At 62.5% G+C, this 21106-nt stretch carries 13 protein-coding genes; 7 read left to right on the top strand and 6 right to left on the bottom strand.

All coding sequences use genetic code 11. From position 1 onward, the window contains the following. The first annotated feature begins 64 nt into the window (after nucleotides 1–64). Together JF539_RS03020 and JF539_RS03025 are read left to right on the top strand one after the other, a co-directional pair. Entirely contained in the window at nucleotides 65–1477 is a 1413-nt protein-coding gene (locus tag JF539_RS03020; protein ID WP_207138869.1) for an efflux RND transporter periplasmic adaptor subunit, read from the top strand. Between the two features lie 9 nt (nucleotides 1478–1486). Further along, on the top strand, nucleotides 1487–4885 hold the full coding sequence (locus JF539_RS03025; protein WP_207138870.1) for an efflux RND transporter permease subunit: 3399 nt from the start codon (nucleotides 1487–1489) through the stop codon (nucleotides 4883–4885). Between the two features lie 3 nt (nucleotides 4886–4888). Here JF539_RS03025 and JF539_RS03030 read toward each other — a convergent pair whose 3' ends face one another. Continuing rightward, complete coding sequence (locus tag JF539_RS03030) at nucleotides 4889–5530, bottom strand: alpha/beta family hydrolase (protein WP_207138871.1); 642 nt, start codon at nucleotides 5528–5530, stop codon at nucleotides 4889–4891. Between the two features lie 112 nt (nucleotides 5531–5642). On the opposite strand from JF539_RS03030, the gene JF539_RS03035 reads away from it, so the two are divergent. Further along, nucleotides 5643–6515: a sterol desaturase family protein gene (locus JF539_RS03035; RefSeq protein WP_207138872.1), complete on the top strand. Its 873-nt coding sequence runs from the start codon at nucleotides 5643–5645 to the stop codon at nucleotides 6513–6515. A 224-nt stretch (nucleotides 6516–6739) separates the two neighbouring features. Here the strand turns inward: JF539_RS03035 and JF539_RS03040 are convergent, their stop codons facing one another. Then, nucleotides 6740–7579, bottom strand: coding sequence for a transporter substrate-binding domain-containing protein (locus tag JF539_RS03040; RefSeq protein WP_209016982.1), 840 nt, complete (start codon nucleotides 7577–7579; stop codon nucleotides 6740–6742). A 247-nt stretch (nucleotides 7580–7826) separates the two neighbouring features. On the opposite strand from JF539_RS03040, the gene JF539_RS03045 reads away from it, so the two are divergent. Then, on the top strand, nucleotides 7827–8111 hold the full coding sequence (locus JF539_RS03045; RefSeq protein WP_207138873.1) for a DUF5132 domain-containing protein: 285 nt from the start codon (nucleotides 7827–7829) through the stop codon (nucleotides 8109–8111). Then, the gene (locus tag JF539_RS03050; RefSeq protein WP_207138874.1) at nucleotides 8104–8595 is read left to right on the top strand and encodes a hypothetical protein; all 492 of its coding nucleotides are present in this window, start codon (nucleotides 8104–8106) and stop codon (nucleotides 8593–8595) included. The genes JF539_RS03045 and JF539_RS03050 overlap by 8 nt, the downstream gene beginning before the upstream one ends. Nucleotides 8596–8952: 357 nt before the next feature. On the opposite strand, the gene JF539_RS03055 is transcribed toward JF539_RS03050, so the two are convergent. Continuing rightward, nucleotides 8953–9864: an endonuclease/exonuclease/phosphatase family protein gene (locus JF539_RS03055; RefSeq protein ID WP_207138875.1), complete on the bottom strand. Its 912-nt coding sequence runs from the start codon at nucleotides 9862–9864 to the stop codon at nucleotides 8953–8955. A gap of 469 nt (nucleotides 9865–10333) precedes the next feature. Between JF539_RS03055 and JF539_RS03060 the strand changes: the two genes are divergently transcribed. Together JF539_RS03060 and JF539_RS03065 are read left to right on the top strand one after the other, a co-directional pair. Then, nucleotides 10334–11053 carry a hypothetical protein gene (locus tag JF539_RS03060; RefSeq protein ID WP_207138876.1) on the top strand — a complete coding sequence of 240 codons (720 nt, stop codon included), beginning with the start codon at nucleotides 10334–10336 and terminating at the stop codon, nucleotides 11051–11053. Beyond that, nucleotides 11040–13679: a trypsin-like peptidase domain-containing protein gene (locus tag JF539_RS03065; RefSeq protein WP_207138877.1), complete on the top strand. Its 2640-nt coding sequence runs from the start codon at nucleotides 11040–11042 to the stop codon at nucleotides 13677–13679. Before JF539_RS03060 ends, JF539_RS03065 begins: the two co-directional genes overlap by 14 nt. Nucleotides 13680–14188: 509 nt before the next feature. On the opposite strand, the gene JF539_RS03070 is transcribed toward JF539_RS03065, so the two are convergent. Genes JF539_RS03070 through JF539_RS03080 form a run of 3 tightly spaced genes read right to left on the bottom strand, consistent with a single transcriptional unit; the run spans nucleotide 14189 to nucleotide 21067 of the window. After that, entirely contained in the window at nucleotides 14189–15325 is a 1137-nt protein-coding gene (locus tag JF539_RS03070; protein WP_207138878.1) for a methionine adenosyltransferase domain-containing protein, read from the bottom strand. Next, the gene (locus JF539_RS03075) at nucleotides 15318–18290 is read right to left on the bottom strand and encodes a cation-translocating P-type ATPase (RefSeq protein ID WP_207138879.1); all 2973 of its coding nucleotides are present in this window, start codon (nucleotides 18288–18290) and stop codon (nucleotides 15318–15320) included. Before JF539_RS03075 ends, JF539_RS03070 begins: the two co-directional genes overlap by 8 nt. After that, nucleotides 18287–21067 carry a cation-translocating P-type ATPase gene (locus tag JF539_RS03080; RefSeq protein ID WP_207138880.1) on the bottom strand — a complete coding sequence of 927 codons (2781 nt, stop codon included), beginning with the start codon at nucleotides 21065–21067 and terminating at the stop codon, nucleotides 18287–18289. The genes JF539_RS03075 and JF539_RS03080 overlap by 4 nt, the downstream gene beginning before the upstream one ends. Nucleotides 21068–21106 lie beyond the last annotated feature (39 nt).

A 21106-nucleotide genomic window follows, 5' to 3' on the forward strand; every position in this document is an offset into this window, starting at 1 on the left:
TGCTTCGGGGAGCCAGGAAGGCGACCCGTGATCTCAACCCTCAACGGTCCGTGGTACGCTGGAAATGCTGCAGTCCCTGAAGCCGGAAAATAGCCAACAGCCAATTCCGGAAGTCCTGCCTCCCGAGCGGGAACCGAAGCGCCGGCGCCGGAAATTTGGCCTGGTTCTGAGAGCGCTGCTTCAGGTGCTTCTGGCTTTCGCCATTCTGTTCGGGGCGGTCAAGGGGATGAATGTCCTGATCGCCACGAAACCCGATGTGCCGAAGCGGCCTGTCCAGGAAAAAAGCTACGCCGTCGAGACCATTGCGCTCGTGCGAGAAGATCACGCGCCGCAAATTGGCGTCTTCGGTGAAACGGCCGCCGGACGGGAAGTGGAACTGCGTGCGCTGGTCGCCGGCGAGGTGGTCGAGATCCATCCGAACCTGAAGGCCGGTGGGGCTGTTGCCAAGGGGGCCATCCTGGTCGCGATCGACCGGTTCGACTACGAAGGCGCGGTCACGGAAGCGGAAGCCAACCTTGCCGAGGCGAAAGCCGTGCTCGTGGAGAGCGAGGGCCGGGTCGAGCTTGAGAAGGGCAATGTAGTGCGGGCCCAGGAGCAGCTGGAATTCGCCCGCAAGGACCTGCTGCGGGCCGAACAGCTGCAAGGCAGAGGCACCGTTACCGAGCAAACCCTGGACACCCGCAAGCTGCTTGTCTCGCAGCGCCAGCAAACCCTGGAACAGGCAAAGAATTCGCTAGCGCTGGAAGAGGCGAGGGTCGTTCAGCAGAACGCCGCGATCAAGCGCCTGGAATGGCGGCTGCAGAACGCGAAGCGCCAGGTCGAAAACACGGTCCTGAAAGCCCCGTTCGACGCGATCGTCCGCTCGGAAGCCGCTGAACCCGGCCGTCTGGTCAGTGTCAACGACGCAGTCGTCTCCCTTTACAACAGTGATGCCTTCGAAGTCCGCTTCACCCTGTCGGACAACCAGTACGGCCGTCTTCTCGCCGAAACGGGAACGGTCGTCGGCCGACCGGTGGAGGTCACTTGGTATCTTGGCAATGAGCCCGTTACCTATCCCGCCGAAGTCACGCGCATTGGCGCGGATGTCGCCAGCAGTCGGGGCGGGGTCGAGCTGATCGCATCGATCGACGCATCGGAGGCGACTGTGCCCCTGCGGCCAGGGGCCTTCGTCGAGGTGACCCTTTCGGACAGAACCTATCCGGACAGCTTCCGGATCCCGGAGACGGCATTTTACGGCAGCGGCATCGTCTATGTCGTCAAGGACGGCCGCCTTGAGCCGCGCGAGGTCACTGCGCTTTCCATCGACGATGGTTACATTCTCGTGAGAGGCGCGCTTGACGACGGCGAAACGCTGCTGATCACGCGCATCCCCGAGGCCGGAGCAGGGCTGCTCGTCAGGGACGTCTCCGCAGGCGGAGCGGAAGAGCCGTCGGGATCGCCGACGGCGGAGACCGCGAGCACCGGTTCCGGACAGTAGAGGCCTTCCATGGAACTTGAACAGAAGTCCCGCGGCGTTCTCGAGCTGATTGTCCGCCACGCCAACGCGGCCAACCTGATCATGGCGGTGATGGTCCTGTTTGGCGCATACGGTTTTGCCAAGCTCAACACCCAGTTCTTCCCGACGATCAAAACCGACCGGATCTCGGTGACCGTGATCTGGCCCGGAGCCAGTGCCGAAGATGTCACGTCGAACATCCTGGAAGTGCTTGAGCCGGAACTGCGTTTCATCGACGGGCTCGACGAGATCGTGTCCTACGGCCTGGAAGGCCGCGCGTCTGTGCATATGGAGTTCATCGAAGGCACCAACATGCAACAGGCCCTGTCCGATGTGGAGCAGGCGGTTGCCGGGGTGACAACCTTGCCGGTCGATTCCGAAACGCCCGTGGTCTCGGCCTCGACCTTCACCGATGGCGTCGCCACATTGGCGTTGCGGGGACCGTTCTCCGAAACCGCCCTGAAGGTCTTCGCCCGGCAAATGCGTGACGACCTTCTGGCGCGCGGCATCGACAAGGTCGAGCTCAACGGATACCGCTCGCCGGAGTATCAGGTGGAAATCCCGGAGCGGGAGCTGCGCCGCCTGGACCTGACGATCGAAGATGTCGCCGACGAGATCGCGGGCAACACGATCGATATTCCCGCTGGTAATCTGGACGGCGCCGTTGAGCGGCAGATCCGCGCGCTCTCCGAGGACCGGTCGCCCGACGCGGTCGGAAGGATTGAGGTCAAGTCCTTTACCTCCGGTGAAAAGACGTTGGTAAGGGACATCGGCACCGTCGTCCGGGACTTCGACAGCAGCGAAAACCAGGGCTTTTCCGGAGGCCTGCGTGCGGTCGAACTGAAAATTCTCAGGGCGGAGGGCACCGACACGTTGAAAGCGGCGCAGATCGTCGACGACTATCTCGCCGAGACCGTGCCGCAGCTGCCGCCAACGCTGGAAATCCTGAAATACGATGTCCGTGCCGATGCCGTGGAGGGGCGTATCGAGCTCCTGATCGAAAACGGCATTTCCGGCCTCGTCCTCGTAGTAGCCATCCTGTTCCTGTTTCTGAATGCCCGCATCGCGCTCTGGGTTGCCGCCGGCATACCTGTCGCCATGCTTGCGACGATCGGCATCATGTGGCTGATGGGCGAGAGCATCAACATGATCTCCCTGTTTGCCCTGATCATGATGCTCGGAGTGATCGTCGACGACGCCATCGTTGTCGGCGAGCATACGGCGACGCGGCAAAGTATGGGCGACAGTCCCGACGCAGCGGCGATCAACGGCGCGACGACCATGCTTGCGCCGATCCTGGCGGCAAGCCTCACGACCATTGCCGCTTTCCTGCCGATCCTGCTTGTCGGCGACGTGCTGGGCCAGATCATGGGCACCCTGCCCGTGGTCGTGGTGTCGGTGGTGATCGCGTCCCTGATCGAATGTTTTCTGGTTCTGCCCGGTCACCTCTCCCATGCGCTCGGCAGCCGGCCGGGCTGGAGCTGGTGGCGCGTCGTGCTGATGGCGGGAGCCCCGGCCTTCTTCCTGAGTGCCTTGGTCTCCCAGCCGGACATGTCGGTACCGCCTTATCTCGACATGATCGACGATCCGCTACGCGCCTTGCGGGATACGGCCGGGATATTCGTCTTCGAATTCGTGGTCATTACGGGCTGCTTCCTGCTGGCGCTTGTCGTTGAGGCCTTTCTGCTGATCCTGCGCCGCTCCCGCCGGCAAAGGAGCGGGGACGCCCGGCCGGGTTGGTTCCGTCAGGGCTTCGACACGGGCTTCGACTGGTTGCGCGACAATCCGTTCAGAGTGCTGGTGTCGGTGGCGGTGACCTGGCGCTATGTGACCCTCGCGGTCGCTATCGCCTCGATGATCCTTGCCGTCGGGCTGGTGCGCGGCGGCCGGGTCGGCTTTACCTTCTTCCCGTCGCCGGAATCCGAAAACCTGACGGCCTCGATCTTTTTTCACGCAGGTATTCCAGAGGACAAGGCGATCGCCGGGATCTTGCGGATCGAGGAGGCCCTGATGGAGGCCCAGGTGGCCCTGGCCGAGGGCACGGACCAGAACCTGGTGGTCGGGACCTACGCCACCCTTGGCAAGGCGGGCAACAACAGCGGCGACAACGTTGCCAATATCACCGTCCAGCTGACCCGCTCGGAGGAGCGCTCCGTCAGGACACCGGAAATCGTCCGGGCCTGGCGCTCGGCACTGCCGTCGATCCCTGGTATCTCGAGAATAGCGATCGCCGAGCGCCGGGGCGGGCCTCCCGGACGCGACCTCGACATTCGCCTGAGCGGTGCGCCGCTGAATGTAATGAAGGCGGCCGCGCAGGAACTGCAGCAGGAATTGTCCGGTTTTCCGGGAACCAGCGGGGTCGAGGATGACCTTCCGTTCGGCAAGCCTGAACTCGTCGTCGAACTGACCCCGCGTGGCCGCGCGCTCGGCTTCACCGTGGAAAGAGCGGCACGGCAGATCCGCAACGCTTTCGAAGGCAACATCGCCCGGCGGTTTGCCGAAGGCGACGAGGAAGTGGCCGTTCGGGTGAAGCAGGTGTTCGAGGAGGACGGTACAGCCGCCTTGCGTCAGCTGTCTCTGAAGACCCCCGCCGGAGAGTTCGTGCCTTTGACCGAGGTCGTCAGCCTGACGGACGACCAGGGTTTTTCGGTGATCCTGCGCCGCGACGGACGCACGGTGGTGACGGTTGTCGCCGATGTCGACAGCACCGTGACCTCCAACAACGCCATCATCGCGGAACTCGACAAGGGGTTTCTCCCGGACCTCGCCGAACGCTACGGTCTGGAGTATTCCTTCGCCGGCCGGGCGGAGGAGCAGGCAAACGCCTTTTCCGATCTCCTGACCGGTGTCCTGCTGGCGGTGGCCGGGATCTACATCATCCTGGCGGCGATTTTCGCAAGCTATTCCCGGCCTGTTGTCGTGATGTCGATCATCCCGTTCGGTATCGTGGGGGCCATCGTCGGCCACTACCTGATGGGCTTCAACCTGACCATCTTGAGCATGATCGGGCTTCTGGGACTGGCCGGCATTCTGGTCAACAACTCCATCATCCTCGTGGCGCGGTTCGAGGAGCGGCTGGCGACGGGAGAGAATCTCGACAAGGCGGCGGTCGGCTCCAGCTGTGACCGCCTGCGCGCGGTGCTGCTGACGTCCCTGACCACGATCGGCGGGCTGTTGCCGCTGATGTTCGAAACCAGCCTGCAGGCCCAGTTCCTGTTGCCGATGGCGATCACCATCGTCTTCGGTCTGGGCACGGCGACGGCACTGGTGCTTGTGCTGGTACCGGCACTGATCAAGATCGGCGACGATATCGGCGGGCTGATCCGCCTGCGGCGCCGGCGGAACCTGCCACCCTTGCAAACGGGCCGGGACCTGACGCCGGCAGAGTAAGGCTCAAAGCTTCGAGGCGAATGCGGCCGCGGCCGCCGCCGCGTTTGAAATGTTGCCGTCAAGCGTCGCGGGAGACTTGCCGCGCGGCCCGAAGTCGTGATTGCCGTCTTCAAGATAGGTGATCGCCACATGGGCGGGCAGCGCGATCTCGTCCAGTTCGGCCTTCGTCCCGAACGGGTCCCGGTCGCCCTGCAGGATCTGGACCGGACGTTTGGCCTCTACCAGCGGGGCGAGCCGCCAGTCAGCGTCGGGCTTGCCGGTCGGATGGAAGGGATAACCAAAACAGCAGACGCCCTTGACGCGGCCGGGCAGGGAGCCGCCGCCGGCGAGCATGGCGGCCACGCGTCCGCCCATCGACTTGCCGCCGACCAGAAGCAGGCCTTCCGTCTCGCTCATCAGGTCCTGCAGCGCGGTCTGGAATTCGCCGATCAGCTTGTCCGCGCGGGGAGGCGGTTTCCTGGGGCCACCGGTGCGGCGTCCCGCCATATAGGCGAATTCGAACCGGGCCACGGCGACGCCCTGTACCGCGAGCGCGGCCGCCAACCTCTCCATGAAGGTGCTGTCCATCGGCGCACCGGCGCCATGGGCAAGCAGCAACGTCGCAGTGGCCTCGGTCTCGGGCCGCGTCCAGAGGAAGGCGCTCATCGGGATGTGATCTCTTTCGGCGTGAAATGATGTAAAAGCAGTGCTCTATTTGCCCTAAACAGCCGTATGTCTCTTGGCAAGCGGTTCGACGCCGCAATGTAAACCGGACGCCATGTTTGAACAGATCGATATCAATCAGCTCCGTATGGCCTGCTTCGCGGGCATTTTTCTCGTCATGGCCCTGCTGGAGGCCGGGCTTCCAAGACGCCGCCTGAAGAACGGACGGGTGAAGCGCTGGCCGACCAATTGGGGCCTTGTGTTGCTGGATTCCCTGCTGGTGCGGCTGATCTTTCCGATCGGCGGCGCCGGCCTGGCGCTGCTGGCCCGGGAGCACGGCTGGGGCCTGTTCGGCTTGCTGGGCTGGTCGGGCCTCCTTGCGGGCCTGTTCACCTTTATGGCCCTGGATCTGGCCGTCTGGTTTCAGCACCTGGTCTCCCACAAGGTGCCGCTCTTCTGGCGCATTCACCGGGTGCATCATGCCGACAGCGAGGTTGACGCGACGACGGCACTCCGGTTTCACCCGATCGAAATCCTGCTGTCCTTTGTCTGGAAAGGGCTGATCATCGTCGCGCTCGGCGGACCGGTCGAGGCGGTCGTCCTGTTCGAAATCGTCCTGAATGCATCCGCCGTCTTCAGCCACGCCAATTTCAGGATCCCGCAGGGCCTGGACCGGGTTTTGCGCCTGGCGATCGTGACGCCGGACATGCACCGCATTCACCATTCGGTGCTCCAGCGCGAGACGGATTCCAACTACGGCTTTTATCTCTCCGTCTGGGACCGGCTGTTCGGCACCTATGTCGAGGCGCCCGAACAGGGCCACGAAGCCATGGAGATCGGTCTCGGCCCCTCGCTGACGCCCCGCGCCCATTCCTTCGCCTTCAGCCTGTCCATTCCGTTTTTGAAGTCCGCACCTCGGCGAGCCGCCGTTGAGCAGGAACGGACGTCCAGGCCGGGACAGGGGGCTTTTGATAAAATACAAGGCTGACTGCGGTGTTGCGTCTCCCTCAGGGCGGTGCAATCGCGTTTGAGCAGAAACGGTGGCCACAAGTTCCAGGTTACCTCTCCCTGGGGGAGAGGTCGGCGCATCGCGCCGGGTGAGGGGGCAGACCTCTCAGGGATGCGGAGGCGTTTGCCCCCTCACCCTAACCCTCTCCCATTGGGAGAGGGGACGTCCCAATCTCTCAAACCTGGATTAAATCTCTCCCGGACTCAGTAAAAGCTCATCGGGAAATAGCGCAGGTAGAGCTCGCGGTAGATGCCCTTTTGCTGCAATTGCCGCAGCGCGTAGTTGAGGGCGGCGGCCCGTTCCGGATCGTCCGGCCGTGTGGCGATCGCCAGCCCCTCGTTGAAATAGTCCGGCTCCAGCCACGGACCGCCGGCAAAGACACAGCAGCCGTCGGCCGCCTGGCTCGGCAGCCAGAAGGACAGGCTCAGGCCGTCGCCGAAATGGGCATCCGCCGGGCCGGATTTCACCGCCTCGCGGGCCTCCGTTTCCGTGTCCAGGCTCAGGATGTTCGCCTTGGGCCAGAAGCGCTGCGCGAAGGCTTCGTAGCGCGTTCCGGCGACAACGGCGATGGCGACACCGTCCAGCCTCTGCTCGTCGAACGTCTCCGCCCGGTCGGCCGGCACGATGAACCGGGCGGGCAGCTTCAGGTAGTCCTCGGTGAAATTGAGGTCTTGCGCGGCCGGCAGGTTGCGCGACAGTCCGGAAATGATCGCATCGCCTTCCTCTTCGTCGAGGGCCGCCAGAAGCACATCGAAATTCTTGATGCGCAGCGCGCAGGAACTGCCGAGTTCCTGACAGAGCGCGCGGGCGAGATCGACGTTGAAGCCGGTGAGCCGCCCTTGCGGATCGCGGAACACGAAGGGCGGATAACCGTCACTGGCCAGAAACTGGATCTTGTCCGGCACGCTCGCGGGCCGGTCGTTGACGGCCTTCGGGTCCCAGAAATTGGGCACACGCACCTGCTGGTCCTGGGCCGCCAGGGGCCCGCAAAGCACGGTCAGGCAGAAACCGAAAAAGAGAGGAAGGGCCGATGCTTTTTTCACGAAAGATCCCGGGAACGCTTTTGACGGCTACACAGTGCCGGTGTCTTCCTTCATTGCATCGGCGGACCGGCTTGTCCACCGTCGCGCGATTTCGTCCCCAAAAGGCCTGCCTCAACGAACACCCGGATCGACGAGGGGCTGAGCTGTCCGCGCAACGGTGCTTGTCATTTTGACTCATGTCACGGAAAGATTGGGTCCGTATCCTAGAATGGGTTGTCCCCCGGTCCGGAAAGCAAGGAGTGAACGAATGTCCGCGCGATTGTTCTTTCTCGGGGCCTCGGTGGCCGCGACGGGGCTCCTGCTGGTGCCCGGCGTCGGCGCGGCGGTGGCGCGGGCCGGACGGCCGGTCATGCGCGCGGCCATGAAGACCGGCTACACCGCCTATCACGAGTTCCGCAGGGCCGGCGCCGAAGCCTACGAGCATTTCGAGGACGTCGCCGCCGAAGTGCACGCCGAACTGTATCCCGACGACGATATCGAAGCCGATGCCGGGCCGGGTCCCGGTGCGATGGAAGCGGCGGGCGATGACTGAGGCACAGGGCACTTCGGCGGAAATCGCCCGGGTCCATCTGGCACACGCGACCGACGGGCGGGCGCGGCTGAGACTGACCGGCAGGATTTCCCCGGAGCACCTGGCCGGTCTTTGCGAGCGTCTGGCGCATCTGCCGGGCGTGACGCGGTGTCTCGGACGGCCGAACACCGGCAGCCTGATCGTCGAGGCGCGCCTTAAAAAGGCGGAGCTGACGGCGATGCTGAAGGAAAGTGGTATTGTCGAATTCGTGCCGCACGGTGCGATGCCGCCGATGGGACTGGCCCTGCGCTTCGGTCTCCTGCGCACCGATCAGGAAATCGCCTCGCGCAGCGGCGGCCAGTTCAGCCTGCACACGGCCTTCGCGACAATCCTCCTGATCGGCGCCGCGGTCCAGCTCGCCCGGGGCCGCATCGCCGGCCCCGCCTTGACCCTGCTCTTCAACGCCCTGTCGCTTCTCGAAACCGCCGACCCGAAAGAGCGGTAGCAGCTTCTCGCAAAGTCAGGCGGTCCTCAGGCCACCCGCGCAACGCTCCACCATGGCTTGACCCGGACTGTCCGGCTGAGAACAAACGACTCTTTTTCTCTTGAGCATCGCCCCTTGCGCCCGTCTCCCCCCTTGCGGGGGAGATGTCAGCTTTCGCTGACAGTGGGGGGTATCAGCCTCTCGTAACGCATTCCTCTTTTTGAGTTCCCGCACCGCTGCAGCCCCCCCTCTGTCCGTTTCACGGACATCTCCCCCGCAAGGGGGGAGAAGGGCGCAAGTGGCAAAGCCGTACCTGGTCTGAAAGCGGTTATACCCGGCGGTGGGAATGCCTTTTCAAGGCGGAGGAGTGACAGCGCCTCAGCGAAGCTTGATGCGCGCCAGAAGCCCCAGGTGATCCGATCCCATGAAGGGGCGCGTTTCGACCGAACCCGTGGTGCCTTCGGGAACGAGTACGTTGTCGATCGGCAAGGGCAGCAGCCAGCTCCCCCACTTGTAGGAGTTTCGCGTTCTTCCCAGTATCTCGTTGCCCGCGGCGCTTCTGATTTTCCGGACGCTTCCTCCCCAGGGCACCATGTTGAAATCGCCGGAGACGATGACCGGGCCGTCCAGCTGGCCGATCCGCCGGGCAACTTGCGAGCTCTGCCGGAACTGGCGGTTCGGAAACGGCCATTCCAGGTGCAGCGAGACGATCCAGATCCGGCGGCCGTCCGGGAGTAGAACCTGCACTCCGGCGAGCCCCCCTCCGGGCAGGCAGAACTCGGACCCCGCGACCGTCGTCAGGGACGTGAGGATGGCCACCTCCTGTTGCGGCCGGAACGCGCACGATAGGACAAAGGAATAATGGTCGAACAGCCTGGCCATGAACCGGCGATTGTGGTCCGAGACCTCCTGAAGGGTCACGACCTGGGCGGAGGACAGGATGATATCGTCCGCCAGCGGGTACCTCGGCCAGGCCTTTGAGAGCAGGTTCTTCTGGTAAAGCGTCAGGCACTGACCGCCACAGGAAGACGCCTCCGCGCGCAGGAAACCGGAGGCAACGGACGCAGCCGCGATTGCCGAGACGATCAGCGAGAAAAGCGCGGCGCGCCGGCATTTCAGAGCCCAAAGCGCGATGGCTGCCGGGACAAGCAACAGCGCGGCAAGCGGACGAATAACCGCCAGAGAGTCCCCCGGCGGAAACACGCGCCCCGTCATCCCAATCAGGATCGCCGCTCCAAGGACGATGGCCGAGGTCAGCACGGCGGTTCTGACGATCCTGGTGTGTGCCATTCCAACTCTGTTGTTAAAACCCGCATCCACATGTGTTTTGGGTGTTTCAAGAGACGATATAAACCTAATACCTGAAACACGCGTCAACTGTCAGGTAAATAGCTGAGCAACAACGACTGGGGGCAAAAAGAGAACCTTTCATCCACTGAACACCGGAGTCGGCTCCGGGGGTGAATCCGACCGTCAATTTGAGCGAAGCTAGTATCCGTTTTGCTAATCTTGTACCTCGAAGCTGTTGGTCGGTAGCTGGCGCCGAAACTGATGGGCCGGCCCAAGACTAAGCTGCCAGTCTACTTCGCGTCTCCATTTCGGTCGGTCGCAGACTCACAATCTGATCGAGAATGCTGACTTTCGTTGCGATCAGACCAAAACTGGAATCAGCCTGGCATAGAGATCGAAAATCTCGGTCAGTTCGTGCGTCAAAGGTCCGAATTTCGACACAATGTGCCCAAACAACTTGATTGAGAATATGTCTAGTGGCAACTTTATCGAGAAAGAGTTCTATTTGGAAAGTATCCGATTAGTCGTTGAATTTCCAAAGGCGAAAGTCATGGTGAATTTTCTAGGGTTGTTGTTGGCGGGCGCTTCGATCGGTTGGGTTGTGGGGCTCTCGAGTTCGCCTGTGGTTGGTGCCGTTCTCAGTACGGTCATGGCAGCAGTTGTCTCTGCGATTTCTCTGTTTCCCAAAATCAACAATTTAAAGGACAAACAACAAACTCAGGAGCCCAGAACTAATACGTGTGCGGGCCAACAGCGGAGAATTTCTTGGGTTTGCTTTTTCATCGTTGGTATTGCCGTCGGCGCAACCGGTGGTCTATCTGCACGCCTTCATAACCTGCTTGGTCCTCAGTTCGAGAGCTACTTGCATGGTATCAATGAAGAACTGAAATATTGGTCCAAACTCGGAGTAGCGAAAGAATCGGTAGTCCAAGATCTATACTCAAAGTATCTCGGTGAAATCTCGCGGGTTCGCCAGGAAAAGTGGAAAAGTGGTGGGCTTCAATCTGTAGAGTCAACTGGATTTTGTGACAAAGTCGCAACTCTGAATCGGGAATCTGAAAGCTATTCGGATGACATTCGGAACCAGATTCTCGCGTCAAACGTCCTAGGACTAAAGGCAATTCGGAACGACGTGAGCGACGAAAAAATTGTTTTGGCTATCCAGGAGATTTGCAATGAAAATGATTAAAGTCAGGACTTTTTTTCTGAGTTCTGCCTGCTTGCTGATCATGGCTGTTTCCGCTGTTGCATCCAACTCCACTACCAATGTTTTTCGGATGTATGCGACAGGCTGCGGTGCAAGGGGGGGGCAAGAGAGACAGTTCAATGGGTTCAAAGTGTTGGGAGTCAAAGGGATAGTAACAGTTCTCCACGGGATTACCAACTGCCAGAACTATACTGCGTTCAACTCGGATGGCTCTTGGGAAATTAAGCCCGTTCAGTTCAATCTGGCGGCGGACTTGGTGGTTTTAAGTTCAGCTGATTTTGAACGAGATTTTAACGTGACAATTGGCTTTGAACCGGCGACGGTTAAAGGGGAACAAGATCTTGAAATCCCGGCGTTTCCACCAGACGCGAGGAGGCCATTTCATACCCCTGTTAGAACCGAGAAGGAGGGAGAACTATTCACAACCTGGAATCAAACCGACTATGCTGCCGAGATTGCAGAACGTGGTGGAAGTCCAGCTACATCGTTGAAAATGATATCGTTTTCCGGGCGGACCGTGAAAGGACATTCCGGTGCGCCTCTTTTAGATAACAAGGGTCACGTTGTAGCGGTCTTGCAGGGCGGATTGGCTGAAGCTGAACATGGGTTTGCCGTACAGATAAGCGAGTTGGAGCGACTGGTTGAATTCGACCTCAGTGTCTTTGCCGGAATACGCGATAAGGGTGTCTCGCTCTTTGCACTTGCGGAAGGGGGCTGGGCAGTTGAGCTGCTCAAAAAGCATGGGGTCGAGCGTACGAACGCCAGCTTTGTGGCGGAAGCAAGAGCTGGAAGAAACGACATTGTTCTTGCCTTGCTACAGGATGACATCCATCCAGATGCACACCCACCGGGAGGAGAGCGTCCATTAGTAGCCGCGGTATCGGAGGGGCGTGTAACGGTTGCAAGGATTCTCGTTCAGTACGGCGCCAGCTTGGACGGAGAACAGGGCGGCAACGCGATTTCCAAGGCTTCGGAAGTCCAAGATCTAACCCTTTTTAAAATTGTTGCCGGGCTGGACAAATCAATTGCGTATTCAGGTTCAGAGGCAGACCTGCGGAACGTTTCGCATCGGGCACTTGAGGTCGCGATATCGTGGGACTTTGCGCCCGGTATAACTCAAGTTCTCGCGGAACACCCTGGTTTAGCGCTCGAACCGCTCCCGAACGGGAAATGGCCGCTTCAATTTGCTGCAGAAAGCAAGGCGTCCGATAGTGCCTCACGATTGGTTGCAGCGGGAGCGAACCAGGAGACAAGGGACGCGATCTTAACCGCAATCAAGGGTGACGACCTTCCGATGGTCGAAGTTCTCCGGAGATTTTGGAATGATGTTGAGGGCGATTGCAATCTAGTCGGGACGGCTATCAACTATGGCTCGAAAAACGTTTTGAGTGGCGTTTTGGAGGGAAGCAACGTTAACGGTCGGGTTTGCGGAGATGATACCCCGCTATTTGCGGCCCTGAAATCGGGCAAATTTCGACTGCTACCTTCAATCCTGGATGCTAGGCCATTCATCAGGAATCCGTTCACGGGACAAGTTCCAGATAACCCTTCCCTCGAGATGATAGAGATCGATAACTTGAACCGACGCTTGGTCAGCCAGATGATCAAGAATGGTGAGACCAAGAAAGCCATCCTAACAACATTTGGTGGTTTAATGAACCAGCGCCTTCTTATCACTGGCGATCTATTGGCCGATTCTGCCCACGCGTTGAGGTTGGACTTGGTATCGGCCCTTTTACCTTTTGTAAATGATGGGACGACGTTTTGCTCCGAAGTAAGTGGAGATCGCCCACTCCACGCGACAGTAAAGGGGTATGTCGACGGCGACAGGTCCGCTGCTTCCCTTGATCGGGCAAAGAAGATAATAACGCTTCTTATTAATGAGTTTCCGGATTACATCGGTAATGACTGCAACGATGTCTACGCTGAGCAATTTGCGATCTCCACACCAGAATTGCTGACATTTTTGTTGGAGGATAGCAAGCTACGGACTGGTGAATGGAAAAACATGCTACGTCAAACCTTAGCTTGGGCTGCCTACAATAACGAATTATCGGCAATCGAGTTGTTGCTCGAGTCGGAAGCTGATCTTTGCAAAAAGATCCAACTACTGGGATTGCCAGATCGCTCAAGGATCGTGGATGTAACAAATTGGCTGCCTACTGGCTCTGACTATGCGCCGATCCATATTGCCCTAGCAGCCTCCCAGAGGGACGCATTCATGGTGTTGTGGGATCGATACGTCGAAAGGGTCGAAGAAGAGCATTCTCAACGACGGGACTTCACTTGCACCCGAATTTACGAGAGTCTTTTGGACACTGCGGCCTGCTCATACAATGTGGAACTCTTGAAAGTTGTTCTGTCACGATCACCCGAAGGCACAGATTTCACGAACTCCCTGTTGCACACTCCGTACTATTGCTCGGCTTGGCGAAACAAGACAAACGTGATCGATGCACTCAACAATATCGGGCTCGCGGCATCAGGTTCTGTGTTTCGCAAAATCGAGAAGAACAACCACATCGAACCCGAGACCCTGAACGGGCTGTGCGAGGGGTGGCTAAGCAGGTTGAAGAAGCAAGATTGGTATTCGAAGTGGTGCAATTAAGAGGGAACCTATCCCGTGAGGCTTTTGGTTCCGTTTCGCTAATTGAATGCATTTTCGCCACCACGGCAACCGCGCAAGGTGTGGCAAGAGACCTCAATGAGCTTGATCACCGAATTAGCAGTTTTCTTGAACCTGTCGAGAAGATCGATTGCTGTGCATCGGGAGGGTGATAATGAGTGTTGTCCGCTCGCGTCTGCGCCAGTTTAAGGTCGCTGCCCTGCAGAGCGAGAGACGTCGTATCTGGCGGAAGAGTGCTCGTCTGGTAGGAGACTGACAGGTCGATCCGACGTCTGCTTTCCGAGGTTTCACGGTCGAAAGCTGAAGGTCGCCTAGCGGCCCCATTCCAAAAGTTTCCTCAAAGCGCAGCTGCAGCCGATTCTGTTTTCCATAGCACCAAATTGACTGTCCTGAAAACATCTCTTTCTTCGTATAGCAGCGCGAGGGTCGAATGTTGGTGACACATTCAAGCTTGAGGCCGAGCCAACACCCGGGCCTTTCTCACCACCCCGCTACCCCGAAAGCCCCACCGCCCGGTCCCACGGCAGCTCCATGTCCTCACGACCGAAGTGCCCCTTGCGCGCCAGCCGGGAATAGAACACCCCGTCATTGAGCACCGGCAAGCGCCAGAGCTCGAGCCGTTCCGCGATGGCGTCGATGCCGAAATCGATGTCCCGCAGCAGGTGCGCGGAGATTTCCTGTTCCGGGATCTCCGCCGTATTGAAGCAATCGACCTCGAGGCTGGCCGGGGTCCGGTCGCCGTGAACATAGGAGAGCTGCACCTCGCATTCGCGCGCCATGCCGGCGCGGACCACGGAAACCGCCGCCTGCCGCGCGGCATAGGCGGCAACCCGGTCGATGCGGCCCGGGTGCTTCCCGCTGAGCGCTGTGCTGGTTTCCCGGCAGAAGCCGCCGTAGCCGTCCTCCGAGCTCTTGCGGCCGGTCAGTCCGGCGTGCGCCGACGGCCCGCCCGGCGAGGCGATGGGCGTGACCACAAACCGTGTGGCCGCGCCGGGTTTCAGATCGGCGTCGCGAAAGGCCGGTTCAAGGATCTCCGCCCTGACACGCTCCGTCAGGTCCTTGTGGTTGGCTGCGTCGGGGGTAAAGAGACTGAGTGCGATGCCGGTGATCTCGACCGGCCGGCGGTCGGCGAAGCGCACCGCGACCTGGGCCTGGGCATCCGCCGCGATCCCTGCGAGACGCTCCGCTTTCGCGGCGTCGTCCAGAAGGTCGCACAGCCGGTGCGCCGCGACGATCGGCAGGGGCATGGCGCTCTGCGTGTGGTCGCAGGCATAGCCGAAGGCCGTCGTCATGTGATCGGCGGCGCCGGAGGGACGGGCCGGGAGGTTGGTGAACTCAGGCACCTCGGCCAGATCCAGCATGACGGTCGGCTGTTTGCCGCCCGGGCCACCGCCGTAGCCCTCGTCCGCGAGCACCTTGCGGGCAAGCGCGGCCGGATCGAAGCCGAGCTTTCCCCCATGGCGCAGCGACAGGAAGACGATGCCGCTGGCGATGGCGCATTCGGCGATACAGGCGGAAGGCTCATCCGCGCTCAGGAAGGCGTCGACCATCGCATCGGAGATCTGGTCGGAGAGCTTGTCCGGATGCGCCGCGGTCACGGCCTGGGAACTCAGAACGAAGTCACGCATTTTCCGGCTCCTTTGCGCCAGCTTCCTTGACAATAGCCCCCGGGAACGGCTCGAACTCGACGCTGCGGCGGGCAAGAACGCTGGCGACGGGAACGGCGGCGGCGCCAAGGGCGATGGCGAGGTCGGTGCGTGCCAGCGGCGCGATCCCAAGGAGCCGTCGCAGAAGGGGGGAGAAGAACGGCAGGGCGCCGAGGGCCGAGGACGCCAGCAGGGTCAGGTCGAGGGTCCGGTTTTCCAGAAGCCTGTCGTATCTGAGTTTGCGCGGGTCGGTGCGCTGGCACACCAGCGTGTAAAGCAGTTGCGCCTGCGACAGGGTCAGGAAGGTCATGCCGCGGGTCTCCGGTCCCGGTCCATAGCGGGCAAGCCCGGCCATGTGGGAAAAGAAAGCGGCCGCGGCGATGATGCTGCTGTCGGTCGCCATGCGCCGGAAATCGTGCGACGGCACGATGTTTTCGCCCGCGTCGCGCGGCGGCCGGTCCATGATGTCCGGGTCCGGATCGGCCAGCGCCAGACCGAGGCCCGGCAGCACGTCGGTGACGAGGTTGATCCAGAGCAGTTCCATCGGCGTTTCCAGCTCGCCGGGGCCATGCAGCGCTTCCAGGATCGAGACCGCGATTTCCGACATGTTGGTGGTCACCAGATATTCCAGCGAGCGGCGGATGTTGCGGTAGATGCCCCGGCCTTCGGCAATCGCCTCCACGAGCGTGGCCAGATTGTCGTCGCGGATCACCACGTTGGCGACGTCGCGCGCAAGCTCGGTGCCGCTGTCGCCCATGGCGATGCCGAGGTCGGCGGCGGCAAGCGCCGGCGCGTCGTTGACCCCGTCTCCGGTCATGGCGACGATCCGGCCGGACGCCTGCAGGGCCTTGACGATGGCAAGCTTCTGGTGGCTCGCCACCCTGGCGAAGACCTGGATTTCGCCCGCGAGCGCCGCGAGAAGCTCCGGCGGCATGTCCGCGAATTCGGTGCTGTCGATCACCCGCACCGGCCCGCCGCCGGTCAGGTCCACCTCGCGCGCGACCGCGGCGGCGGTGACGGCCTGATCGCCGGTGATCAGCACGGGCTGGATGCCGGCGCGGCGGATGCGCGAGATCAGATGTTTCGCGCCCGGGCGCACGGGATCGACCATCGCGAGAAAGCCGAGGAAGGTCATGTCCTCCGGCGGAGTGTCGGCCGTCGCCACCGGACGGCTCGCGAAGGCCAGAACCCGCGCCGGTCGACTGGCGAGCCTGCCGTTGAGTTCAAGGAGCCCGGCCTTGTCCTCCTCGCTCAGCGGGCGGACATCGCCATTTTCCAGAACATGGCCGCAGCGCGCCAGAACGGCTTCAGGCGAGCCCTTGACGGTGAGTTCCAGTCCGAAGGCGCCTTCGTGGCAGGTGCCCATCCAGGGCTGCGCGGGCTTGCGCTCGAGGGTTTTGACCCGGGCCCGGTCTCGCCGCAGGGTTTCGACGTCGATCCCCTGCGTTATCGCGAAGTGCAGCACCGCCTGCTCGGTCTGGGACGACCCTGACGGCGCGCCGTCCTCCAGCCCGGCGTCGTTGTTCAGCGCGGCGACCTCGGCAAGTTTGGAGAGGCTCGCCCTGTCGCCAGGCGCGACGGGCGTGAGGCCCGCGACCGCCTCCACCACTTCCATGCGGTTCTGGGTCAAGGTGCCGGTCTTGTCGAGGCAGAGGACCTGCAGCGCGCCCATGCTTTCGACCGCGCTGAGCTGGCGGATCAGGATGCCCCGGCGTTCCATCTTGCGCAGGCCCATGGAGAGCGTCGAGGTGGCGACCATGGGCAGGCCTTCCGGGACGGCGGCAACGGCAAGGGCAAGCGCGTCCTTCAGGATCATCGCCAGCGGATAGCCGCGCAGCCACCCGATCCCGGCAAAGACGCCACAGGCGGCAAGGCTGGCAAGCGCGAGCTGCGAGCCGAGACGGTCGAGTTCCGCTTCCACGGGCGCTTTCGGGCGGCTCGCGGTATCCGAAAGATACTGAAGTGCTGCGGCTTCCGTACGGGCGCCCGTCGCGACGATCGCCGCAAGCCCCTTGCCCTCGGCGACGATGGTGCCGCCGTGGAGCATGGTCGTGCGGGAGCCGATGGGGGTGTTGGCGGGCAAGGTTCCGGCGGGAGACTTGGCGACCGGCATGCTCTCGCCGGTCAAGGCGGACTCGTCCGCGAAGAGCTCCTCGGCGCTCAGGAGACGCGCATCAGCGGGAACTCTCAGTCCGGCGCGCAGCCGGATCACGTCGCCGGGCACGAGCCTGCTCGCCGGAACGCTGATGTCCTGCCCGCCGCGCAGCACCGGCACGGGATGGTCGGTCTGGTCCGTGAGCGTGTGAATGGTGCGTTCCGCCTGTCCCTCGGTCACGAAACCGAGCACGCCGTTGACCCCGACGACCGTCAGCGTCGCGATCGCATCCGCGATACCGCCGGTCAGAAGAGAAACGGCGGCGGAGCCGACAAGCATCATCACCGGCAGCCCCTCGAACTGCTTGGCCAGCATCTGGACCTGGGACGGACCGGCCTCGTGGGGCATCAGGTTCGGTCCGTGCGCGCGCAGGCGTCTGGTGGCTTCGTTCGGAGAAAGACCCTGGTCCGGCGAAACGTCGACCGTCTTGAGTATGTCGTCCGGGGAAAGCGCGTGCCAGTGGATCGTGCCGGCTTTGGACTTGGTGCGGCCAGGGCGCCTTTTGGGCGTCGCTCGGTTCGCAGCGCCCACCGTGGCGGGCCGGAGTTTGCCCGCCAGGGCGCGGGCGACAAGCAGGCGCGCGTCCCGGCCGGAAAGGAACGGGTCGGTCTTCAGGATGACGCTGCCGGTGACGCTGCGCGCCTCCGCATGGCGGATGCCCGGCTGGCCGGACAAGGCGGCTGCGAGCGCTGCGGCCCTGTTCGGCCAGTTGCGGATCTCCGGGACGCTGAGACGCAGGCGTCCGGGAACATTGGCGTGGCGGATTTCCGGAAGATCGAGCGGGGCGGTCATGAGCGCGCCTCACCGCGGTCCGGCTCCGGCCCGGAGGCAGGGGTGGAGGTGGCGGCAGCACTTTTGCCCCTTGTCGGAACACGACGCGCTGCCGGGGAGAGTTTCAGGACGATCTGGCCCAGAACCAGCGGCACCAGGCTCATCGCACCGGCCAGCGCCAACCCGTTCACGCCGGGCCAGGGCAGACCCAGCAGCGCGGCGAGCTCCGGCTGCCGGAGCGCCAACGCAAGCAGAAAGAGACACAGGGCAAGCGCGGCCCAGACCCAGCCGTTTCGGAAAATGTCGCTGGCGAGGAGGCTTTTGGAAGGGGCTCTCACGTTGAAGACATTCCACAATTGCGCCAGGGCCAGGGTCAGGAAGGCGACGGTCACCGAGGCCTCCGTACCCAGATCGTAATGAAACAGGGCGAGGCTGAAGGCGGCAAGCGTCGACAGCGTGATCGCGCCGCCCAGGAGACCGATCAGGCTCCAGCGCCAGGTATCGATGATGGGTTCGTCCGGATCGCGCGGCGGCTGGCGCATGACCTCGTCGTCGCCGCGCCCGAGCCCCAGGGCGAAGGCCGGAAAGACATCGGTCACCAGATTGAGGAACAGGATCTGAAGCGGCAGCAGCGGAACGGGCAGGCCGATGCCGACCGCGACGCCGACGATGAGAACCTCGCTCACGTTGCACGACAGCAGATAGACCACGAACTTGCGGATGTTGTCGAAGATGATCCGGCCCTGCTTCATGGCGGCGATGATGGTCGCGAAGTCGTCGTCCTTCAAAACGACGTCCGACGCTTCGCGCGCGACCTGGGTGCCGCGCTGTCCCATGGCGATGCCGATGTCGGCCTTCTTCAGCGCCGGCGCGTCGTTGACGCCGTCCCCGGTCATGGCGACCACATGACCGTCGTCCTGAAAGAGGGAAACAAGCTTCAGTTTGGTTTCCGGCGCCACCCGCGCGAAGATATCCGTTGCGAGCATTTTCGCGCGCTGCTCGGGGCTGAGGCTGTCGGGATCGAAACCGGCGATTTCCCGACCGGCGATCACCTTCAGGGCCCCGGATCCGAACCCGGCGTCTTCGGCGATCTTCTCCGCCGTGTTGGCATGATCGCCCGTCATCATCACCACGCGCACGCCCGCATTCTGACTGGCCTCGATCGCCGCCGGCACATCCTCGCGCAACGGGTCCAGAAAGCAGACCAGCGCGACCAGGGTCAGGCCTTCGTAAGGATCTTCCGTGTCCGTCTGCGCGCTCTTGTAGGCAAGCGCCAGAAGACGAAGGCCGGACCCGGCGGCGCTTTCGCTGCGGGCCTGCAGGGCCGCGCGGTCCTCGTCCGTCATCTCCCGGGCGCCGTCCCGGCCAAGCAGCTTTTGGGATGTCTCGAGCACCGCCTCCGGCGCGCCTTTCACCGCATAGAGACAGTGCCCGTCGTCCCTGTGTACCGTCGCCATCATCTTGCGGTCCGGATCGAAGGCGTGCTGACGGAGCGGGGTCAGCTTGTCCAGAAGGTCCGCCTTGGACAGGCCGGCCTTGGCCGCCACCGAGAGAAGGGCGATTTCCATCGGCTCTCCGGTTTTTTCGCCGTCGCCGCCGTCGCCGATCTCCGCGGAATTGCAAAGGACGCCTGTCTTCAGTGCCCGGGCAAGACTGTCCGTTCCCTCGGGGACCAGCGCTTCGCCGTTGGCCTCGAAACGGATCTCGTCGCCGTCGTAGAGAACCTCGACATCCTTCTCCGGCAGAAGGTAGCCGACGACCGTCATGCGGTTTTCCGTCAGGGTGCCGGTCTTGTCGGTCAGGATCAGGGTGGTCGCGCCGAGGGTTTCCACAGCGGAAAGCTGGGTCACCAGCGCGTTGCGCGCCGCCATCCGCCACATGCCGCGCGCCAGGCAGAGCGTCGCCACGACCGGGAGGCCCTCCGGAATGGCCGCGACCGCGAGCGCCACGCCGGTCTTCAGCATGACCGGGATCGAATGCCCCCACAAGATGCCGGTGACGCTGGTCAGAACCGCCAGCGCGGCGGTCAGCCAGACCAGCTTGTGTCCCAGCCTGTCCAGCCGCTTTTCCAGAGGCGAGGCCTCGGAATCCGCCGCCTGCGTCAAGGCGCTGATATGCCCGAGTTCCGTCGCCATTCCCGTGGCAACGACGATGCCTTCGCCCAGGCCCTGCGTGACTGCCGTGCCGCTGAACGCCATATTGGCGCGCTCGGCGAGCGGGCGATCCGCGGCGAGTGCGTCGGACTGTTTCGTCACCGGCGCAGACTCCCCCGTCAGAAGGGACTCGTCGCACCAGAGGTTGGAGGCCGTGACCAGACGCAGGTCCGCGCAAACGATGTCCCCGGCTTCCAGGACGACGATGTCCCCGGGAACGAGCTGGTGGGCGTCGACCTCGCGCACGCGGCTGTCCCGGCGGACCCGGACCCGCACCTCGGTGATCCGCAAAAGCGCTTCCATCGAGCGGGCGGCACGCAGTTCGGTGAAGAACCCGATTGCGCCGTTGAGCAGAAGGACCGCCGTGATGGCAATGGCGTCCGCGATGTCTCCAAGGGCCAGCGACAGGACAACGGCGCCCCCCAGGAGCCAGACGATGAGGCTGGCGAACTGGTGTCCCAGGATGGCCAGCGCGCTTCTCGGCTTTTGCTGGCGGAGACGGTTGGGACCGTGGACCTTGCGCCGCCGGGAGACCTCGCCGGCGGAAAGACCGGAAGAGGGTGCGACCGCCAGCGCTTCGGCGACCTCGCCGGCTTCAGACGCGAAGGGTTTCTCCGGGCTTGGGATCGGGGCCAGGGATTTCAAACGTTCCGCTCCCTCCAGAGTTGGTGTGAGCGCGGCTAT

Source organism: Roseibium aggregatum, assembly GCF_017309185.1.
GTDB lineage: Bacteria > Pseudomonadota > Alphaproteobacteria > Rhizobiales > Stappiaceae > Roseibium > Roseibium aggregatum_B.